Source organism: Emticicia sp. MM (genome assembly GCF_001649495.1).
This window is the reverse complement of record NZ_LXHX01000108.1, coordinates 37,960-56,445: the sequence shown is the minus strand read 5'-3', so window position 1 is coordinate 56,445 and position 18,486 is coordinate 37,960. Positions and strand designations below refer to the sequence as shown.

Annotated in this window: 22 protein-coding genes; 15 read left to right on the top strand and 7 right to left on the bottom strand. The window is 37.8% G+C overall.

What is annotated here, in order from left to right:
* Positions 1-90 precede the first annotated feature (90 nt).
* From A6M55_RS13835 to A6M55_RS13820, 4 genes are all read right to left on the bottom strand, one after another.
* Positions 91-612, bottom strand: a complete 522-nt coding sequence (locus tag A6M55_RS13835) for a Spy/CpxP family protein refolding chaperone (RefSeq protein ID WP_119364493.1) — start codon at positions 610-612, stop codon at positions 91-93.
* A 4-nt stretch (positions 613-616) separates the two neighbouring features.
* Complete coding sequence (locus A6M55_RS13830) at positions 617-919, bottom strand: hypothetical protein (protein ID WP_064198184.1); 303 nt, start codon at positions 917-919, stop codon at positions 617-619.
* 4 nt (positions 920-923) lie between these two features.
* Complete coding sequence (locus A6M55_RS13825; protein ID WP_064198183.1) at positions 924-1,499, bottom strand: RNA polymerase sigma factor; 576 nt, start codon at positions 1,497-1,499, stop codon at positions 924-926.
* 144 nt (positions 1,500-1,643) lie between these two features.
* A complete protein-coding gene (locus A6M55_RS13820) occupies positions 1,644-2,693 on the bottom strand; it encodes a hypothetical protein (protein ID WP_064198182.1) in 1,050 nt (349 codons plus the stop codon).
* 177 nt (positions 2,694-2,870) lie between these two features.
* Between A6M55_RS13820 and nhaD the strand changes: the two genes are divergently transcribed.
* The 3 genes from nhaD (at position 2,871) to A6M55_RS13805 (ending at position 5,968) form a co-directional block, all read left to right on the top strand.
* Positions 2,871-4,130 (top strand): sodium:proton antiporter NhaD, encoded by a 1,260-nt coding sequence (gene nhaD / locus A6M55_RS13815; protein WP_064198181.1) that lies wholly within the window; start codon positions 2,871-2,873, stop codon positions 4,128-4,130.
* Between the two features lie 163 nt (positions 4,131-4,293).
* Positions 4,294-4,992 carry a hypothetical protein gene (locus A6M55_RS13810; RefSeq protein ID WP_064198180.1) on the top strand — a complete coding sequence of 233 codons (699 nt, stop codon included), beginning with the start codon at positions 4,294-4,296 and terminating at the stop codon, positions 4,990-4,992.
* Positions 4,993-5,029: 37 nt separating this feature from the next.
* Positions 5,030-5,968, top strand: coding sequence for an FAD:protein FMN transferase (locus tag A6M55_RS13805; RefSeq protein WP_197491711.1), 939 nt, complete (start codon positions 5,030-5,032; stop codon positions 5,966-5,968).
* A gap of 7 nt (positions 5,969-5,975) precedes the next feature.
* On the opposite strand, the gene A6M55_RS13800 is transcribed toward A6M55_RS13805, so the two are convergent.
* The 3 genes from A6M55_RS13800 to A6M55_RS13790 form a co-directional block, all read right to left on the bottom strand.
* Positions 5,976-7,469: a hypothetical protein gene (locus A6M55_RS13800; RefSeq protein WP_064198179.1), complete on the bottom strand. Its 1,494-nt coding sequence runs from the start codon at positions 7,467-7,469 to the stop codon at positions 5,976-5,978.
* Between the two features lie 18 nt (positions 7,470-7,487).
* Positions 7,488-7,991: a metallophosphoesterase gene (locus tag A6M55_RS13795; RefSeq protein WP_064198178.1), complete on the bottom strand. Its 504-nt coding sequence runs from the start codon at positions 7,989-7,991 to the stop codon at positions 7,488-7,490.
* Positions 7,992-8,097: 106 nt separating this feature from the next.
* The gene (locus A6M55_RS13790; RefSeq protein ID WP_064198177.1) at positions 8,098-8,850 is read right to left on the bottom strand and encodes a glycosyltransferase family 2 protein; all 753 of its coding nucleotides are present in this window, start codon (positions 8,848-8,850) and stop codon (positions 8,098-8,100) included.
* Positions 8,851-9,004: 154 nt separating this feature from the next.
* Here A6M55_RS13790 and A6M55_RS13785 point away from each other — a divergent pair, with 154 nt between their 5' ends.
* From A6M55_RS13785 to A6M55_RS13730, 12 genes are all read left to right on the top strand, one after another.
* The gene (locus A6M55_RS13785; protein WP_064198176.1) at positions 9,005-9,310 is read left to right on the top strand and encodes a cytochrome c; all 306 of its coding nucleotides are present in this window, start codon (positions 9,005-9,007) and stop codon (positions 9,308-9,310) included.
* Complete coding sequence (locus tag A6M55_RS13780; RefSeq protein ID WP_064198175.1) at positions 9,310-10,098, top strand: TatD family hydrolase; 789 nt, start codon at positions 9,310-9,312, stop codon at positions 10,096-10,098. The genes A6M55_RS13785 and A6M55_RS13780 overlap by 1 nt, the downstream gene beginning before the upstream one ends.
* A 3-nt stretch (positions 10,099-10,101) precedes the next feature.
* Complete coding sequence (locus tag A6M55_RS13775) at positions 10,102-10,968, top strand: DMT family transporter (RefSeq protein WP_064198174.1); 867 nt, start codon at positions 10,102-10,104, stop codon at positions 10,966-10,968.
* Between the two features lie 190 nt (positions 10,969-11,158).
* On the top strand, positions 11,159-12,508 hold the full coding sequence (locus tag A6M55_RS13770; RefSeq protein ID WP_064198173.1) for a hypothetical protein: 1,350 nt from the start codon (positions 11,159-11,161) through the stop codon (positions 12,506-12,508).
* Positions 12,509-12,666: 158 nt separating this feature from the next.
* Entirely contained in the window at positions 12,667-14,031 is a 1,365-nt protein-coding gene (locus tag A6M55_RS13765) for a CotH kinase family protein (RefSeq protein WP_064198172.1), read from the top strand.
* Positions 14,032-14,080: 49 nt separating this feature from the next.
* Complete coding sequence (locus A6M55_RS13760; RefSeq protein ID WP_197491710.1) at positions 14,081-14,488, top strand: OmpA family protein; 408 nt, start codon at positions 14,081-14,083, stop codon at positions 14,486-14,488.
* 70 nt (positions 14,489-14,558) lie between these two features.
* Positions 14,559-15,842 carry a Gfo/Idh/MocA family protein gene (locus tag A6M55_RS13755; protein WP_064198170.1) on the top strand — a complete coding sequence of 428 codons (1,284 nt, stop codon included), beginning with the start codon at positions 14,559-14,561 and terminating at the stop codon, positions 15,840-15,842.
* A 23-nt stretch (positions 15,843-15,865) separates the two neighbouring features.
* Positions 15,866-16,240 (top strand): hypothetical protein, encoded by a 375-nt coding sequence (locus tag A6M55_RS13750; RefSeq protein WP_064198169.1) that lies wholly within the window; start codon positions 15,866-15,868, stop codon positions 16,238-16,240.
* A gap of 150 nt (positions 16,241-16,390) precedes the next feature.
* The gene (locus tag A6M55_RS13745; protein ID WP_156511069.1) at positions 16,391-16,576 is read left to right on the top strand and encodes a hypothetical protein; all 186 of its coding nucleotides are present in this window, start codon (positions 16,391-16,393) and stop codon (positions 16,574-16,576) included.
* A gap of 194 nt (positions 16,577-16,770) precedes the next feature.
* Positions 16,771-17,049 carry a DUF6169 family protein gene (locus A6M55_RS13740; protein WP_064198167.1) on the top strand — a complete coding sequence of 93 codons (279 nt, stop codon included), beginning with the start codon at positions 16,771-16,773 and terminating at the stop codon, positions 17,047-17,049.
* A gap of 195 nt (positions 17,050-17,244) precedes the next feature.
* Complete coding sequence (locus A6M55_RS13735) at positions 17,245-17,802, top strand: RNA polymerase sigma factor (protein ID WP_064198166.1); 558 nt, start codon at positions 17,245-17,247, stop codon at positions 17,800-17,802.
* Positions 17,783-18,472, top strand: a complete 690-nt coding sequence (locus A6M55_RS13730; protein ID WP_064198165.1) for a hypothetical protein — start codon at positions 17,783-17,785, stop codon at positions 18,470-18,472. The genes A6M55_RS13735 and A6M55_RS13730 overlap by 20 nt, the downstream gene beginning before the upstream one ends.
* The last annotated feature ends 14 nt before the right edge of the window (positions 18,473-18,486 follow it).

Here is an 18,486-nt window from a genome sequence, read left to right as displayed (position 1 = left end):
TTTTTTAGTATTTAAGTACTTAGATGCACTTACTTCTAAAAACTTGCGGTATTTTTTGTTTTTTTCACCGAATAAATTCGGCAATTAATCTTATCTCTCATGTGGCGGTGCTGGCATATCATCCATCGGCGGACGGTCACTCTTGGGTGGTGGGCCACCCCTTGGAGGGCCTGGGCGGTCGATTGAACGAATAAGGTCGAGAATGACCTCATCAAAATGTTTTTGTTGAGCGGGAGTACACATTTGGCGAACCTGCTGAAAATGACGAAAAGTAATTACATCTGCATCGGCCATTTTACTTTCTATTTGATTGGCTCTTACTCTCAAAGAATCTTCTGAAATCGACTTATCTAAATCAGCATAATATGCCTCTTTCATTTCTTTTACGCTCTCACGCAAGCTACGCATTTGCTGAGCGTGTTCGTGGCGAAGTTTTCGGTAAACCTCTGTTTGTTTCTCATCAAACTTCAATTCAGTTTCCAAAAACAAACGCTTTGGCTGTGCTAAATTACCATTTGAAAAGAAAGATATCCAAACAAGCAAACCGATATTGAGCAGCAAAAGCACAGCAATAGCGGCCCAAAGTATCTTGTATTTATTGTTTTCTTTCATGACTTTATAAATTAGTATCAAATGCCCCCAAGCCGTATTCTTTGGCAAAAGTATTGGCATTTTGTGGTTCCGAAACTGGTTTCTGGCTATATCGAATCACGACCCCAACATTCAGCAAAACAACCAAAGCCAAAAACGACCACACAAAAGCTGGCCGTGCCATAAACTTTGGTAGCGGAGCATAGCGTTGTTGCATTCTGGCTTCAAGACGAGTTTGAAAAAATGGTCGAGGTTCGGCTCGCTCCATTCCTTCCAATGCTCCTAACGTTTCCTCTATTTGGCGTTCGATTTCTTCTTGATTTTTCATTTTCTTATATGCTTTGATTCACATAATACTCTTTTAATGTTTTTCGGAGGTTTGTTTTTGCTCTGAATAATAATGACTCAACCGATGACAATGACAGTTGCATTACCTCCGAAATTTCTTGATAACTCAGTCCTTCTACATTACATAGTGTAAAAGCAACTTTCTGATTATCAGGCAATTGATTGATATGCTTAAATAATATTTTTGATCGTTCTTTGTTTTCAAACACAACCCCTGGATGTTCAAAATCGGCAGGGTGATGCACAATTTCATCATTTTCTCCGAAAAGACTCGTCAGAAATGCAAAGCGTTTACTGGCTTTCTTTCGGCGATGCAGCTCTAAGGCTTTGGTTGTTGCTATTCGATAAATCCAAGTTGAAAGTTTTGCTTCTCCTTTAAATTTAGCAACCGACTCAAAAACTTCAATAAAAACTTCCTGAGATACATCTTCCGCTTCTTCAGCATTCTGCACGATTGACAATACTGTATTAAACACCTTGTTTTGAAATGAATCAACGAGGTGACGGAAAGCACTTTGCGAGCCTTTCTGTAAATCAGTAATGAGTTGTATTTCGTCCAAACAGATGTATTTTGCTTTGGTATTGAATATTAGATGTGAAAATTAAATAAAACTTGCGGGAAAGTTGAAAATTTTTGGTCATAAAAAAACGTCGGCAGGTTCAAAACATTGCCGACGTTAAGCTTAAACTTATGTTCTTTGAAATTAAGGTAAATTCAACAAGAAACCAATCGTAAAGTTAGCGTCCCAGTCGAACACAAATTGCTCGCAACCAGTAGCATCTTTGATAGCTTTGTAGATATTTACACCCGCTTTTCCTTTAGCATCATCCATTTTATAATCTTTTGGTGCTTTCAGAACCGTATAACGCTCTTTGCCATTTCTCACTTGTTTTGCCATCGAAAATGGAGCTCCCCCGATAATAAAGCAAGTTTTACGTTTCATACTCGGAATTCCTGCACACTTGGCTTTTACTTCGTCATATACTTTACCATCATCCGTTCCATCTTGGAAATATTTTGCTCCGTAAGTTTCAACCGCCGAAACGCCACCACTTTTAATCCAAGAAATTTTTGTATTTCCCGAACCAATATCAGTTACAAAAGCTTCTTCTTCAAAATCTTTTGGTAGTACACATTTCAAAGCTAAGGCACCTTCTTGCTCAGCCGAAACTGTATTTACAAAATAATTTAAGGCTTTTAGATTTTTGATGATTTTTTGCGTAACATCAGCTTTTACTGCACCCGAACTCACAACAAAGTGAATATCACGACCGCTCACGCCAAAATCAAGCATTTTACCAATGTATTGCTTCAAACCAGCACGAATATCTTCATCAGTTGCCATATTTTCAGTTACTAAGCTATTGCCAAACTCTGATTTTTCGAGTTTCCAGTTTTTGCTTTTGTCGATTCTTACAATAAATGAGTTGAATCCACTCGCTCCCAATTCTACTACACCTTTCAACTTACCATTGATTGGCTCTGGTGCTACATAGCTGAAACTTCCACTACCGCCAGCAGTTGCTTCAGTATCGCTCGAACTTGATGATGATGAACTTGCTGAACTCGAAGCTTCAGAAGCTGGACCCTCTTCAGGTGCTTTTGTCTCGGTATCGGTTTGCTCAGTTGTGCTTTTAGCAAGCATATTTTTGCCCCATGATGTGTTTTCGAGGACATACTTCCCACCGAAAAATATTGCTCCAAGAATTACAAGCATTATCAGAAATCTTGCAAAAGGGGTTAATTTGTTCATTTTACTATTGGTTTATTTGTGAAATAAATTAAGTGTTGAGCAAAAATAGAGAAATACTTTCATCTGCTCAATTATTTTTTTGAATGAATGGTTACGGGGCTTGATAGAGTCTTGTAAAAGATTGATAAACCTTTTATTTATTTGTATTTTTGGCGTCTAAACATTAGTTAAAAACTCATGCTTATCACAATCATATTTATTATTGGTTATTTAGCCATTGCTTTTGAGCATCCAATAAAAATCAACAAAACGGCTTCTGCCCTACTCGTCGGCACGATCTGCTGGACGGTTTATGCACTAAGTGGTACTGAAAGCCATGCTATTCAAGAAAGTCTTTCGCACCATTTGGCAGCTATTGCCGAAATATTGTTTTTCTTACTTGGAGCAATGACCATCGTTGAGCTGATTGATGCTCATCAAGGCTTTAAAATTATCACTGATCAAATTTCAAGCAAAAAATCGGTCACTTTACTCTGGACAATCAGTTTATTGGCTTTTTTCCTTTCGGCGGCTCTCGATAATCTTACAACGGCAATCGTGATGGTTTCTTTACTCAGAAAAATCATTTCGGATGCTGATCAACGTAAGTTTTTTGCAGGAATCATAATCATTGCAGCCAATGCAGGTGGTGCGTGGTCGCCTATTGGGGACGTAACTACCACCATGCTCTGGATTGGTGGACAAGTCTCGGCCACCAATATCATGCAAAGTTTATTTATTCCAAGTTTGGTTTCGTTAATTATTCCACTTCTGTATTTAAGTTATACAATGAGAGGACAAATAATTGATAATCAACCTATTGAAGACAGTGATTTTGTAGAAACAACTTCCAAAGAACGCAATATCATGTTTTTTGTCGGACTCGGAACGCTGCTTTTTGTGCCAATCTTCAAGACAATCACTCATTTACCACCCTATATGGGCATGATGCTTGGGTTGGGAGTAGTTTGGGTTGTGGGTGAAATTTTACACAGCAAAAAAGACGAAGAAGACCGCAAACCTTTCACTGCTTCGCACGCTTTGAGCAAGATTGATTCAAGCAGTATTTTGTTTTTCTTGGGTATTTTGTTGGCCATCAGTTGTTTAGAATCAACAGGACTTTTACAAAGCTTAGCAGAAACCATGAACGATGCTATTGGTAATCAAGACTTAATCATTTTACTCATTGGTTTAGCATCGGCGGTTGTTGATAACGTTCCATTAGTAGCCGCCACAATGGGAATGTATGACCTCAATAGCTTCCCGACCGACCACCGAATTTGGGAGTTTTTGGCCTATTGTGCAGGCACGGGCGGTAGTATTTTAATTATTGGCTCAGCAGCAGGGGTTGCAGTTATGGGTATGGAAAAAATTGATTTTTTGTGGTATTTGAAGCGTATTTCGCTTTTGGCACTGCTGGGATACTTTGCAGGAGCGGGCATTTATTTGCTTTTTTAGGTTTTAGGTGAAAACAGCAAAAGTTTGAATGCAAAACTGCTAATCCCTAAAACCTACCTCCCAATTTATAAAAACACCAATTATCACAAAAACATTTGGAATATATTCGGCGGTTTTACACCTTTGTTGCAGTTTTAAACTTTAACTATACTCAAAAAACACAATGAAAAAAATTAGTATCGTATTAGCTGCCTTGTTTGTAAGCACTGTATCTTTTGCTCAAACTGCCGACGAAGTAATAGCTAATTATGTAAAAGCAGTGGGTGGCAGCGATGCTATCGCCAAAATAAAGGATTTTTCAATGACAATGACTGGCGAAATCCAAGGACAATCATTGGAAGTTTTGATTCAGAAAAAACCAACTAATAAATTCCTCCAGTCAGTAAGTATCGTTGGTATGGGTGAAGTTCAAAAGCAAGTTTGTGATGGCGTAAAAGCACAAGTTGGCGGAATGCAAGGTTCGCAAGATATTACTGAGCCAGAAAAAGTAAAAGCAATTGCAATGCAGTCTTACATTGTTCCAGAAGCAAACTATACAGCTATTGGAGCAAAAGTAACTTATATAGGCAAAGAGAAAGTAGGTGATGTAGAAGCACACAAACTTGAAGTTGCAGTGGGTGAAGTTAAAATGACTGAATTTTATGATGCAGCTACTGGCTTGAAACTACGCCAAGTAATTACAGCCGAAACTCCAATGGGCAGCCAAACAATCACTTCTGATTATTCTGATTACAAAGAAGTAAGTGGTGTAAAATTCGCTCACAAATTGAATCAAGATTTAGGAATGGCTCAATTGGCTCTTACTGCATCTAAAGTTCAAGCAAATACTAATTTAGCAGATGCTTTATTTGAGATTAAATAATTAGTTGATGGTTGTTAGTTTACAGACAACGGAAATAATGAATATTTTCTTTTCGAGAAATACAACTAAAAAGAGGAATAGCTTTTTCGGGCTATTCCTCTTTTTGTCTTTGCAACTATCTGCACAGAAACGTTTTGAATTCAATCACCCACAAATGGGAACGATGTTTCGGGTGGTTGTTTATGCCCCAGATTCTCTATCGGCCAAAAACGCTACACAAAAAGCCTTCATTCGACTTGACGAATTGAATCTAACACTCAGCGATTATCGAGAAGATAGCGAAGTAAATACGCTATGCCGCACCGCAGGGAGTGGCGACTACATTAAAGTGAGCTTCGATTTATGGAATATTCTGCATGAATCGGTAAAAGCAGCTAAACTATCAGATGGAAGTTTTGATGTAACAATTGGCCCACTCACGCAACTTTGGCGACGCATGAAACGCCAAAAACAATTACCTACACCCACTCAAATCAGCGAAGCTAAAGCTAAAATTGGTATTGAAAAAATAGTTTTCAATAGGGTAAATCAGTCTGTTATGCTTAACACAAAGGGTATGAGGCTCGATTTTGGAGGAATTGGAAAAGGCTTTGCCGAAGATAAAATGATGAAGATTTTGAAAGAAAATGGCATAAAATCAGCATTGATTGAGGCTGGTGGTAATATCGTTGTTTCAAATTCACCCGCTGATTCGCCCAAAGGTTGGGAGATTATCATCAAGAATGAGAAATATTTCTTAAAAAACTCTGGAATTTCAACTTCGGGCGATGCTTATCAATTTGTAGAAATTGATGGTAAAAAATACGCTCATATTCTCGACCCTAAAACTGGCATCGGCTTTGCCGAACCCCATCAAATAAGCATCATTGCCAAAAACGGTACAGCATCTGATTGGGTTTCGACAGCATTGTATTTAATGCCCAATGAAAAAGGTAAAGAGCTCGCTAAAAAGTTAAAAGTGAAAGTCATACGATAACAAATACTTACTTCTCTTCTTTCAAAGCATAAGTCAGTTTTGAGATATAGAAAACACTTGAATTAATAAGTTCATTGTTCCGCTTCACGCTCTGATAGCCATACGCCAAAAAACTCTTACCGTACCAAGCAGCCAAATTTGTACGTTCAGCATCAACAATTCTATCGGCTTCTGAACTGGCTTTTAGGTCAAAATTTTCTAAGTTTTTTACTTTTTGATTGCCTCGAATTACGGCAGTACGAATAAGCTTTTCGTCAGGATACGCCAAAATATGATAGTCGTCGTGGTGCGTAATCTGTACTTTAGCATTCAATTCACTACTTTCAATGTCTTTCAGCGAAACACTATTATCCCAAATCAATTTCCCTGATTTATCAAAACCACAAACGATAGCATGCGAGTATCGAAAATTATTATAGACATCATTTCCGATGCGATAATTTCTCCAATTGCTCCATGCTGCGGTATTGGGAGTCGATTTATATTCAGGATAAAAAACTTCTGCCAACATCAGCCATCCTTCTTTTGTTGGAATAATATCGTGTAGAAATAAACGATAACGCAGTTTTACATCTTTCCCTTTCTGCTTTTTTTCTCTGATTTTCCGCTTGATTTTTTCTTCTCTTTTGGCATTTAAGAAACTGAAAAAGTTATCTAAATCAGCAAAATTGATATACTGAATTTTTGAATCTTCGTTTAGCTGCTGGACATAAAAACCGAGTGCAAAAAGTGAACAACCATCGGCATAATTACCCATTAAAATTGGGTGTTCTTTATCAATGTTTAGCACTTCGCCCGAAATCGGTGTAGTATCCCGATTTCCCAACGAAAAGCTCTTTATCAACTTTCCCTCATAAGAATATTTCTTCACGATGAATTGACAATTTCGGTCATTTTTTAGCATTAAGTATAAAAAATTACCGTGTTCATCAACATCTAATTCATTGATAGCGAGATTATTGCTATGAACTTCGGGAAGCACTTTTGAGGTATAATCAAAAAAACTAAACATCACTACCACGGGACGGTCGTTATATTTTCCACCAATGAACGCCTTACTTTGCAAAACCACAAAATGCTCAATATCCATGCTGGTTAGCAAACTTCCTTCTGCATAAGATTTATCGCCTGTTTCAACATCAATACGCAATACACCTATATCAATTTTATCGGTTTTCTTAAACAAAACGTACATAAATTGTTCGTTTCTAAAAGTTTTTATCAAGTCATAATCGGGGTCAGGCACAAAAGTAGCCTTCCAATTTTGTGTAAGTGTACTATCATACCTATAAAAATCGTAAGTCGATTTTTGTCGATAAGGCTCAATTTTCGACTGCATGAGCAATACGCCACTTTCTTTGAGAGGTATCACCACATTTTCTTCTTCAATATCGTTTCGGCGGTCAAATTCAATACGTTTTGCTTGCGTAAGCTGAGCAGAAGCCGAAAACGCAAACCACAAAAATAAGATTGTAAATATGTATTTTTGATAATTTTTCATAGTGTTGAGGGCCAAGTGTTATTTTCCTCGCAAGCCGAGTTCTACGACTTCCAAGTTAGACATTTTTCCGCTGTCCAACGTAAATCTAAGCAAAGTTTTCATTTTATGCCAACCTTGTTTTCCTGCCGCCCCAGGATTCAGAAAAATCATGTTATTTTGCTTAGGGTCACGCATAGCTTTCAAAATATGTGAGTGTCCGCAAACAAAAATATCGGGCGTTTTTATTTTCAACTGCTTCTTCACAGCAGGATTATAGTTGGGTGGGCTGCCACCAATATGGGTCATCCAAACGTCAAGCCCATCAATCGTAAAGTTTTGATTTTCAGGCACTTTCCACTGAATCTCTTTTTCATCAATATTACCAAATACAAAACGAGTTGGTTTGAAGGCTTCCAATTTTTCGATGATTTCGAGCGAGCCAATATCGCCAGCGTGCCAAATTTCGTCACAGTCTTTGAAATGTATAAAAACTGATTCATCAAGAAATCCGTGCGTGTCTGATATTAATCCGATTTTGGTCATGTAATTTAATTTTGAAGCGGTTCGCCGCCCGTTCTGAATGAGTGAATGATAGAATGAATGAGGAATGAATGAAATAATTAAAATATTCTATCATTCACTCATTCGCTCATTGAAGCATTATCTTATAGGCCTCCCTCAATTTCAAGTATTTCATCGTAGCATAAACACTCTGCGTGAAAGACCAAACAAAACCACGATAACCATTTAAGAAATTGAGTCTGATAAAATATTCAGTAAAGAATGTAACTGGAAATTTCGTCACCACTTTGATCAAAGAAGCCTTTTTACCTTTTTTATATAATTCGTTTGCCCCACGAGACGAGTAATTATTCATTTTCTGAAAAACCTCTGCCAAATCAGCATAGCTATAATGCAAAACGTGATTTTTTAGCGTAGCAATTTTACCATTCAAAACCACATCTTCGTGAACCTCTCGGTCGTTATAATTACCGTATTTTTTATTAAAAAGGCGTAAATGAGGCATTTTATATTCACGCCCATACCGCATGACTCCTCCCAGAAAAACGAGTGTATTGGGTATCATATATCCTTGATATTCAGAGCTTTGCAAAGCAATATCAATTTCTTTTTTTAATTCTTCGCTCACAACTTCGTCAGAATCTACGATAAAAATCCAGTCGTTTTGGGCTTGGTCAACGGCAAAACGTTTTTGTGTACCAAAACCATCAAATTTTCGGTATTGAGTCTTACCACCAAACTCCTTGGCAATACTTACGGTTTCGTCGGTACTTCCGCTATCTACCACCACAATCTCATCGGCCCAACCTTTTAGCGACTCCAAAACTTGTCTAATCGTACGAACATTATTAAGCGTAATAATTACTACCGAAACTTTCATTCATCAATGGTTTTATTGCCAAAGTTAAGGTTTTTGATTTTTCAATCGTAATTTTGTTGAATAATTTGATACCATAAGTTTTCGTCACTCTTGAATCTTCATTGACAAAACCAACGTAAATGATTTGTGTTCAAATAAAAACTAAAAATTTAACATGAAAACAACCATCATTTCGATTGCCATTGGCTTGTCAGCCATGAGTTTTAACAATAAGAAGCAAGAATTTATTGGAAAAGAGATTTTCGAGAAAAACTGTGCAAAATGCCATGGAAAAGATGGCACAAAACGACTTTTAGGAGCAAAAAACCTTCAAAAAAGCGTACTGACAAACACCGAAAACTATGAAATTATTGCCAACGGAAAAGGTAAAATGCCGAGTTGGAAAGAAAAACTAAGCACCGAACAAATCAACCAAGTGATTGAATATTTGGATATTTTGAAGCAAAAAACCAAAGAATAATGATAGAAACCCACGCTCACATTTACGATGAGCAATTTGATGAAGACCGTGATGCCATGCTCAAACGTGCATTTGCGGCAGGAGTAAAACAAATCTGGATGCCCAATTGCGACCACGAAACCATTGATGGTATGTTGGCTCTCGAACAACAATATCCCAACGTTTGCCATGCCATGATGGGCGTGCATCCGTGCTATGTAAAAGAAAATTTTGAGGAAGAATTGGCCGTAGTTGAGCAGTGGCTCGAACGCCGAAAGTTTATCATGATTGGCGAAATTGGCCTTGATTTCTACTGGGATTTGACTTTTGTGGCTCAGCAAGAAGAAGTTTTTTTACGTCAACTGGCTCTGGCCAAGAAATATAATTTGCCAATTTGTATTCATTCTCGCAACTCAAAAAACAACGAACATAATGCTATTTTGCGTTGTATTGAGCTAATCAAACAGTTTGGTTGGGAAGATTTGCGAGGTATTTTTCATTGTTTTTCGGGGAATTTGGAGGAAGCACAGAAAATCATCGAAATCAACTTTTTGTTGGGAATTGGTGGAGTGGCAACTTTCAAAAACGGCGGAATGGACACGATTTTACCGCATATTGATTTAAAACACATGGTTCTCGAAACTGACTCTCCTTATCTTGCACCAGTTCCTTACCGTGGCAAGCGTAATGAGGTTTCGTATATTGAACTGGTGGCTCGCCGAATTGCCGAAATCAAAGCAAGAGATTTCGAAGAAGTTGTGCAACAAACCACCCAAAATGCCTTATCTTTGGTCGGTCTAAAATCATAAGTTTTGAATTTAAAAACTATACTTCTCGGTATTCTTTTTGCCGCTTTGTGGGCGTCGGCATCGGCGGCGGCCAAAATTGGCTTGCGTTCGGTTGAGCCTTTGGTGCTTTTTCAAGTTCGTTTTTTGGTGGCAGGTGTTGGTATGCTTGCCTATTCATTTTTCATTCAAAAAGACCGACTTCCACAAGGCAAAGAGTGGAAAGAACTGACGATTTTTGGTTTATTGAACGTTACGCTCTACCTAAGTTTTTTTGTATTGGGAGTAAGCGAAGTTGCGGCTGGAATCGGCAGTCTTTCAACTGCCACTAACCCGCTTTTTATCAGTATATTATCGGCCGTTTGGTTGGGTAGAAAAGTAAAATCTTCTGAGTGGATGGCTGTACTTTTGGGTATGATTGGCGTGGGACTGGCTTGTTATCCGCTCATTCAAAATAGTTATGCCACGCCACTGGGTTTATTATATATGTTTTTGTGTATGCTCTCCTACTCTATCGGCACTATTTATTATTCTAACATCGACTGGAAACTTTCACGTACGGCCATTAATGGTTGGCAAGTGTTTTTGGGTGGTTTACTCATGCTTCCACTTACCTTTTTAATGCACAAAAAGCCAAACAATTACGACCTAATCTTCTATCTATCAGAGTTTTGGCTCATTGTTCCAGTTTCAATTATTGCCGTAAATCTTTGGTTATATTTATTAAAAATTGATGCGGTAAAAGCCTCTTTTTTCTTATTTTTATGCCCAATTTTTGGCTTTACTTACTCTTATTTTTTACTTGATGAACCCATCACTTACCACACATTTCTCGGTACTGCATTAGTGATTGTTGGGCTGTATGTTGGTCAGCGGGAGAAACTTTCTAAATGATGAATTATTAATGGTTAATTATGACTCATAAAGGATAAAGTACCTTCTCAATTCCATTAAACCCAGCCTAATTTTCAATTATTCATTCACAATTATCCATTAAAACTAAACCTTTCATCAAGTTTTTGGTCAAAAAGTAACATTTTAGGGCTATATTCGTTTAAGAATAAGATTCTACTGACCAATTTCTATGAAATATACACTTTTATCGACACTCTCTGCTGCCGTAGTGCTGACTGCAACTTTGATGAACTCTTGCACTCAGAAAGAACAAATCGCAGCAAATACTTCCAGTTTCGATTTAATTCAAGATAAAATCTTGACTAAAAGTTGTGCCACAATAGGCTGTCACGCCTCCCAATCTGATGGTACTTTTACCCAACACAAATTGGTTCTGGCCAAAGGACAAGCCTACAAAAATTTATTTGAGGTAACCCCCGTCAACAAAAATGCAGTACAAGATGGATTTAAACTTGTGAAGGCCTTCAAATCACTTGAAAGTTTGCTTTATCATAAACTTTTCACCGACCCAATTCATCACAGTGGTAAAAGTTATGGGTTGGTTATGCCACTCGGAGGAGATTTACTTTCGGTCGGGCAAATCGAATTTATCAGACGTTGGATTGAAGCAGGAGCTCCCGAAACTGGAAGTGTAGCCGACGCTTCTCTACTTGATGATACTACTCCAAGTACTTCGATTTTCTTGGGCTTACCACCTCCAGCGGCAGGCACTGGCTTCCAAATGGTTTTGGATAAATTTGATGTTGCCCCCAATTTTGAGCGAGAATTGTTTGTCAGAAAACTACTGGGCAATACCGAAACCGTGTATGTCAATCGTATGCAAATAAGTATGCGTCCGGGAAGCCACCATTTTATTTTGTATGGTTTCCGAAATAACACCAATCTTGGAGCAATCAACCAAATCCGTGATTTACGTAATCCCGATGGCTCTTATAATGTCGTTACCTTTGCTCAAATGGGTAATCATGTATTCAATTTTGGCGGTAGCGAGGCCAACGATGACTATACTTTCCCCGAAGGAACTGCCGTTGAAGTACCTGCCAATGCTACTTTTGATATGAATTCACATTACTATAATAGAGGCACAAAAGCAATTCCTGGCGAAGTAAATATCAATCTTTACACCACACCAAAAGCCAAAGTAAAAAATGTATTGAAAGTGATTGATTTCGGCAATCAAAGCCTGACTATTCCTGCCAAAACTCGCACAGTGATAAGCAAAGATTTTACTTTCGATAAAAACGTAAAAATCGTGATGCTCTTCTCGCATACCCATAAATTTGGTGAAAAATTTGAGATTTTAATCAAAGGAGGTGCAAGAAACGGTGAAGTGGTCTATACCTCAACCAACTGGGAACACCCCGAAAAAATCAACTATTTGCCCAATATTTCGCTCAAAAAAGGTGAAGGTCTAACTTCAAGAATTACATATAATAATACTTCCGATAAAACCGTAAGATTCGGACTAACTACCGAAGACGAAATGGGAATAATCTTTGGGTATTATTATGAAGAGTAAAGTTGACTGAATAAAAAGGAAGACTTCCAACTGGGCGTCCCCCTCGAAGGGAAGTCTTCCTTAAAAACTTCAGCGTAGCAACTCAAAACTTGCTACGCTTTTTTTGTGGATTTCTGATGAAATCTATAAATTACAGCACAAATTGAAAAAGCTATAAAATGAAATTACTTTTAACTCTCACCCTCTTCATTGTATGGGGGCTGCTGAACTGTAATAGTTCGCATCAGAAGGACTACGCTCTGCAAACACCCAAGAACAAAAACGTTCCGTACATCATCATTAAATCTACTAAAGAAATAGTTGACGACCCAAAGCGAATAGCCGAAATAAAAATCGTGCTAAAAGATAGTACAGTTTTTCAGTCGCCTATCGGAATTGAGCTTCGTGGAGCTACTTCTCAGATGTTTTATGAAAAAAAATCGTATGGATTTGACCTTCGGAATGTCAAAGACGAGTCTTCAGCAGCCTCACTTTTAGGTTTCCCCAAAAACTCTGCTTGGGTACTACATGGGCCTTACGGCGATAAAACTTTGCTCCGAAATACCGTTGCATATCAACTCTCAAACGACATTGGTCGATATGCCGCCCGTACAAAATTTGTGGAGTTAGAAATCAATGGTGAATACTTAGGGTTTTATATATTAATGGAAAAACTCAAACAAGACAACGACCGAATAAAAATTGCAAAATTGAGCAAAAACGATACTACTGCCGAGAAAATTACGGGTGGATATATCTTGAAAATTGATAAAACCGTAGGAAACGACCGTAATGACTCAGATTATAACGAAGAAAACTCTTTTACGTCACAGTATGACGCCAAAGGAAAACTCAGCAAAAGGAGCAAAACCCATTTTTTGTATGAATATCCGAAGGTAAAAAATATCAATCCTATTCAGCGAAAATACATCCAAAACTACATTTCGGCATTTGAAAGCTCCTTGGCTGCCGAAAATTTCAAAGATGGAGAAAAGGGCTATCAAAACTACATTGATGTTGATAGCTTTATTGATTTTTTCATTTTAACCGAACTTATGCAAAACCACGATGGCTACCGACTCAGTACCTATCTGCAAAAAGATCGAGGCCAAAAATTACAAATGGGTCCAATCTGGGACTTTGACATTGCCTTTGGTTCTGACAATGGTTTTTGTGATGGTATGAATCGCCACGCATGGGTATTTCAGTATAACCAATACTGTTCGGGCGATGCTTGGCTTGTGCCATTTTGGTGGAAACGTTTAGTCTCAGATGAAGCTTTCAAAAACAAACTTATTATAAGATGGAAGGCTTTGCGAGCAAAACAATTATCTGATAATCAACTCGATAGAACGATTGATGGTTTTAACAAAGAAATCACCGAAAAAGGAATGGTGACACGAAACTTTGAGCGATGGGATATTCTGAATGAAAGAATCACTCCTAATTCAAGTAAAGGTTCGCACGAAAAAGAAATCAGTCGAATGAAATCTTGGCTGAAAGAACACGCCCATTGGATTGATGAAAATATTGAACGATTGTAGTATTTTTTTTCATAAATTTGATGAAGCACTTGTTCAAAACTACAATCACATGAAAACGCTTTTGGCTTTACTCTTATTTTCTTTGAATACTGCTACCTTTGGTCAGGAAGTAAAAGAAATGGTACGAAGTATCTATTTTGGTGGCGGCAGTGCCTACATTGGCAAACAACAAGCCCAAGATTTATATGATTTTGTGAAGAACATTAAGCACCTCGAATACTACGAAATCAATATTATGAGCCACACCGATAATATTGGCGGACGTGAATTTAACGAATACCTCAGTCGAATGCGAAGTGCCTCAGTGATTGACCTGCTCAAAGCAATGGATATTCCGCAGGAAAAAATAAAGTTTAAAGATTTTGCTTTCGATGCTCCTACCTACGACAATAATACTTGGGAAGGCCGAGAACGAAACCGAAGGGTTGATATTCAGTTTAAACCGATTGTATTTTGAAAAGACCAAAATATAAGACAACTTTGACGAGTAAAAAACAATATTCAACGCCTAAAAATACCTTTACTCAATGCAAACTCTCATTAATCGCCGTGATTTTATGCGGCAAACCAGCCTCGCTGCTCTGGGCTTGGCTTTTACTCCAACTTTTGCCCGAAAAGTAGCACCCAGCGACCGCCTGCGAGTAGCTCACATCGGCATCAATGGCATGGGAACGCAACACCTTAAATGGTTTGCGAATCTACCCGAAGTTGAGGTGGTTGGTTTATGCGATTTAGACAAAAATCATTTGGCCAAAGCTCAAAAAGTTCTCCAAGAAATACACCCCGACAATAAAGCCCAAACCTACGAAGATTTCAGGTATCTGCTCGAACGCAAAGATGTTGATGCCATCACTTGTGCCACACCTGACCACTGGCATTCGCAGGTAGCAATTATGGCATTTCAAGCAGGAAAAGATGTTTATGGCGAAAAACCGCTCTCGTATAATGTGCGGGAAGGACAACAAATGCTAAAAGCCATGAAAAAATATGACCGAATTTTTCAGCTTGGCACACAAATACACGCAGGCGAAAATTACCACCGAGTGGCCGAAATCATACAATCGGGTGCAATCGGTAAAGTAAAAACCGTTAGACTATGGAAAACAGGTTTTCCGCCAGTTTTGGGGCCATCAAATTTTCAAACGCCTCCAGCCAATCTCAATTGGGATATGTGGCTTGGACCAGCCCCCTACTCGCAGTACACGCCCGAGCGATGCCACTTTACGTACCGCTATTTTCTTGACTATTCGGGTGGCGTTTTTCAAGATTTTTGGTGCCATATTGCCGATGTAGTTTGGTGGGCAATCGACCCAAAAAACCTCACTCGCATCAGTGCCAAAGGCGAAGCTCCCGAAGGGACTGGCGATGCACCGAAATGGATTGATATTGAATACGATTTTGAAGATCTCAAACTCTACTGGACATCAACTCCGCCGAATGTACCAGGGGCAGAAAAGCGAGGTATTGGGGCATATTTTGAGGGCGAAAAAGGAACTTTAATTTGTGATTATAGCAGTAAAGAAATAACAATTAATGGTGTAACGATGAGTGATATTCCCGAAATTCCGAAAACCATTATACGCTCAGCAGGACACCAGCAGAACTTTGTGACGGCCGTAAAAAACCGTACACAACCACAATCGAACCTCGAATATGCACGAAAAATGACAATGCCAATGCACTTGGGTCTGATTTCATATCGTTTGGGTAGAGAGCTTCATTGGAATCCTAAAAAAGAAAAATTCCGACACGATGCCGATGCCAACGCTCTGCTTTCAAGAGAGGCTCGCAAAGGCTGGGATTTGGTTTAATTCACCACTAAATAATCACCACAATGAAAACAATCATCACAATTCTTGCTGTATTTTCACTTATTTCTTGCGGAAATAATGAAGAACTCGAAAATCTAAAAAAAGAGAATGCAGCCTTAGCTGCCCAAGTAACAGCACTCAAAGACGGTGCAAATGCCAAAGGGCCAAAGTATATGCTCAAGCTCCGTTTGAAGCAGTCGCATCTTTCATTGAGTATCAAAAAGCACATCAAAGATGCAGTAAATGCCATAGAATTTGAGTTGCCAGTCGATAAAGAATTTTACGATTCGGTTTCGGAAGGCACTGAAATCATTGATAAATTCCGCTTCGGTTCAATGGTACTTTACGGTAGTTTGGGTGATTGGGAAATGACGGTGAAGGAGAAGTATGTGAAGTGATTTTCAAAAATATGGCACACCTCTTTTCTGAGATAATATAGGGTGCCATATTTTAAATTTCTTTTTCCAGCTTGAACTCTACATAAATACTGTTTGCAATTTTTTAGGTTTAAAATTTGTTATAGATTTGTATAGTAAATGTTTGAAAATATGCTGACCAACGAAGAAACAAAAATCGAAAACCCAGGAGTTAAGATTGCTAAAATGATGCTCGAAAGCAAACGACAAACCCAAAAAGAAGTTCTGTGGGCTTATGAAAATGACCCTTCAATAAAAGAGGCAATTAATAAATTGAAAAAAAGAAATGCCGAAAGAGGAACACCAGTCATTGCCTAAATATGATTTTGAGTTTGTGGGTGGAAAGTTTAACTCTTACCTATTTCAAACCCAATATGGCATTATTTATGAAATAACTTTCAAGCCCAGCGGGTATATCTTTGAAGAACATCACTCCTTCAAAGAAAAAACGTTTGAATTTTCAATAATACCAATTGAAAATCCCAATAAAGTCAATCCTCCATTAGATAAACGTGTTTCAAATACTATTCTCAGATTTCTTCAAACAACACGACAGAATCGTAGTTTATGCTTGCGAAACAGCCGATAATCGGGCATCAGCACGTTTCAGAAAATTCAATCAATGGTTTGATTGGTATAAAGGTACTTCTTTCTTTAAAGTTGATATGCAAATGGGCAATGACGATAAAGGAGAAATTTACTTTACTTCATTGATTATCAAAATAGACAACCCAGATGCAATTGAAATTGTGGCTGCCTTTCGGCAAATGATTATATCTAATCAAAAATAAGTAAAATATTTCCCAAAAAGTATGGCATATCAGTTTTCTGAGATAAGAAGGTGAGCCATTTCAAACTCAAGAAAAGTACAGAAATAAAGATAAAAAAGCGAATTGAAAGTATTAACTACTTTTTATTCGCTTTTTTTATTTAAGATTCCAACCTTCAGGCTCCCTTATTCATTTATACACTGAAACCCCTATCATTTGTTTGAATTTTACCACATATCTCAACTTAAAGAACAAAAAACTAACGCACAAAAGTTACTTTTTGAGCAATATGGCAGCATTTTTTATAAAATTGCTTACCGATATGTACGTGAACGAGCCGATGCCGAGGATTTAACGAGTGATAGCTTTATCAAAATTTTTGAAGCAATAAAGCAAGCAAAAGATTTTAGTGATTTAAACCATTTTCTTTCGTGGTGTAAGCGAATCGTCATCAATGAAAGCCTGGGCTTTCTTAAAAAAAAAGTAAATTTTTCAATGTTAGTAACCGACGAAATAGATTTTGTATTATCCATAGAACCAAGCATTATTGAAGAATTAGAAATCAAAGAAATAGATAAACTAATTGCAAGATTACCGTCGGGTTGCAGAACAATTTTCAATTTATTTGCCATTGAAGGTTTTACGCACGAAGAAATCGCTACTCAGCTACAAATCAGCGTTGGCACCTCGAAATCGCAGGCAAATAGGGCAAGACTTTTATTACAACAAAAGCTAATCGGCACGAATTATGAGCATGGAAGAAAAACAATTTGATGAACTAATTCGTTCGAAATACCTTGATGACGAAGATGAGCCAGTTTGGGATACAACTAAAGTCTGGCAAACAATAAAACCAACCAAGCAATACCAATTCTCCTATTTTAAATACGCTGCTTCGATAGCAATTTTAATAGGATTTGGGGCTTTGTATTTGGTCTTTTACAAGAACGAAAAAACAAAAATTATTAGTATTCTCTTACCAAAAACTAAAATAAAATCAGTTAATAAACCTATCCATTCAAAGCCTAACAATGAAATACAAAAAAGCAATACTCATGCGAATCTATATACAAAAACACAAAAACCAAAGCTTTTTATAGAAGAAAACACGAAAAGTACAGCTACTGAATCCACACAAGAAGGTACAACAAATACCTTTTCAGAACCAAAATTAGAAGTGTCTTTGCAACAAGAAACACTGACAGAAAGAACAATACCAACGACCGAAAATATACCTACCAACCATGTAATCGTACTGAATATTCCGATAGAAGAAGACTTGAAACCACAACGGAAAAAGCGAATAATTGGCAGGTTTTTCCAGCAAATTGAGCGATACAGCAATGGCGAAAAGTTTGAATGGGAGGAAGTAAACATTAGGCCAAAGAAAATTTGGGCTTATTTTAAGAACAGTTTCGTGGCAGATTCTACAACAATTTACTAATATTTTAAAAGCAA

Coding starts and splice junctions, on each gene's coding strand:
- A6M55_RS13730 (WP_064198165.1), top strand. CDS start 17,783: ATGGAAGAAAAACAATTTGATGAACTAATTCGTTCGAAATACCTTGAT.
- A6M55_RS13785 (WP_064198176.1), top strand. CDS start 9,005: ATGAAAACAACCATCATTTCGATTGCCATTGGCTTGTCAGCCATGAGT.
- A6M55_RS13780 (WP_064198175.1), top strand. CDS start 9,310: ATGATAGAAACCCACGCTCACATTTACGATGAGCAATTTGATGAAGAC.
- A6M55_RS13755 (WP_064198170.1), top strand. CDS start 14,559: ATGCAAACTCTCATTAATCGCCGTGATTTTATGCGGCAAACCAGCCTC.
- A6M55_RS13835 (WP_119364493.1), bottom strand. CDS start 612: ATGAAAGAAAACAATAAATACAAGATACTTTGGGCCGCTATTGCTGTG.
- A6M55_RS13790 (WP_064198177.1), bottom strand. CDS start 8,850: ATGAAAGTTTCGGTAGTAATTATTACGCTTAATAATGTTCGTACGATT.
- A6M55_RS13805 (WP_197491711.1), top strand. CDS start 5,030: ATGAATATTTTCTTTTCGAGAAATACAACTAAAAAGAGGAATAGCTTT.
- A6M55_RS13770 (WP_064198173.1), top strand. CDS start 11,159: ATGAAATATACACTTTTATCGACACTCTCTGCTGCCGTAGTGCTGACT.
- A6M55_RS13750 (WP_064198169.1), top strand. CDS start 15,866: ATGAAAACAATCATCACAATTCTTGCTGTATTTTCACTTATTTCTTGC.
- A6M55_RS13760 (WP_197491710.1), top strand. CDS start 14,081: ATGAAAACGCTTTTGGCTTTACTCTTATTTTCTTTGAATACTGCTACC.
- nhaD (WP_064198181.1), top strand. CDS start 2,871: ATGCTTATCACAATCATATTTATTATTGGTTATTTAGCCATTGCTTTT.
- A6M55_RS13810 (WP_064198180.1), top strand. CDS start 4,294: ATGAAAAAAATTAGTATCGTATTAGCTGCCTTGTTTGTAAGCACTGTA.
- A6M55_RS13820 (WP_064198182.1), bottom strand. CDS start 2,693: ATGAACAAATTAACCCCTTTTGCAAGATTTCTGATAATGCTTGTAATT.
- A6M55_RS13765 (WP_064198172.1), top strand. CDS start 12,667: ATGAAATTACTTTTAACTCTCACCCTCTTCATTGTATGGGGGCTGCTG.
- A6M55_RS13800 (WP_064198179.1), bottom strand. CDS start 7,469: ATGAAAAATTATCAAAAATACATATTTACAATCTTATTTTTGTGGTTT.
- A6M55_RS13745 (WP_156511069.1), top strand. CDS start 16,391: ATGCTGACCAACGAAGAAACAAAAATCGAAAACCCAGGAGTTAAGATT.
- A6M55_RS13830 (WP_064198184.1), bottom strand. CDS start 919: ATGAAAAATCAAGAAGAAATCGAACGCCAAATAGAGGAAACGTTAGGA.
- A6M55_RS13795 (WP_064198178.1), bottom strand. CDS start 7,991: ATGACCAAAATCGGATTAATATCAGACACGCACGGATTTCTTGATGAA.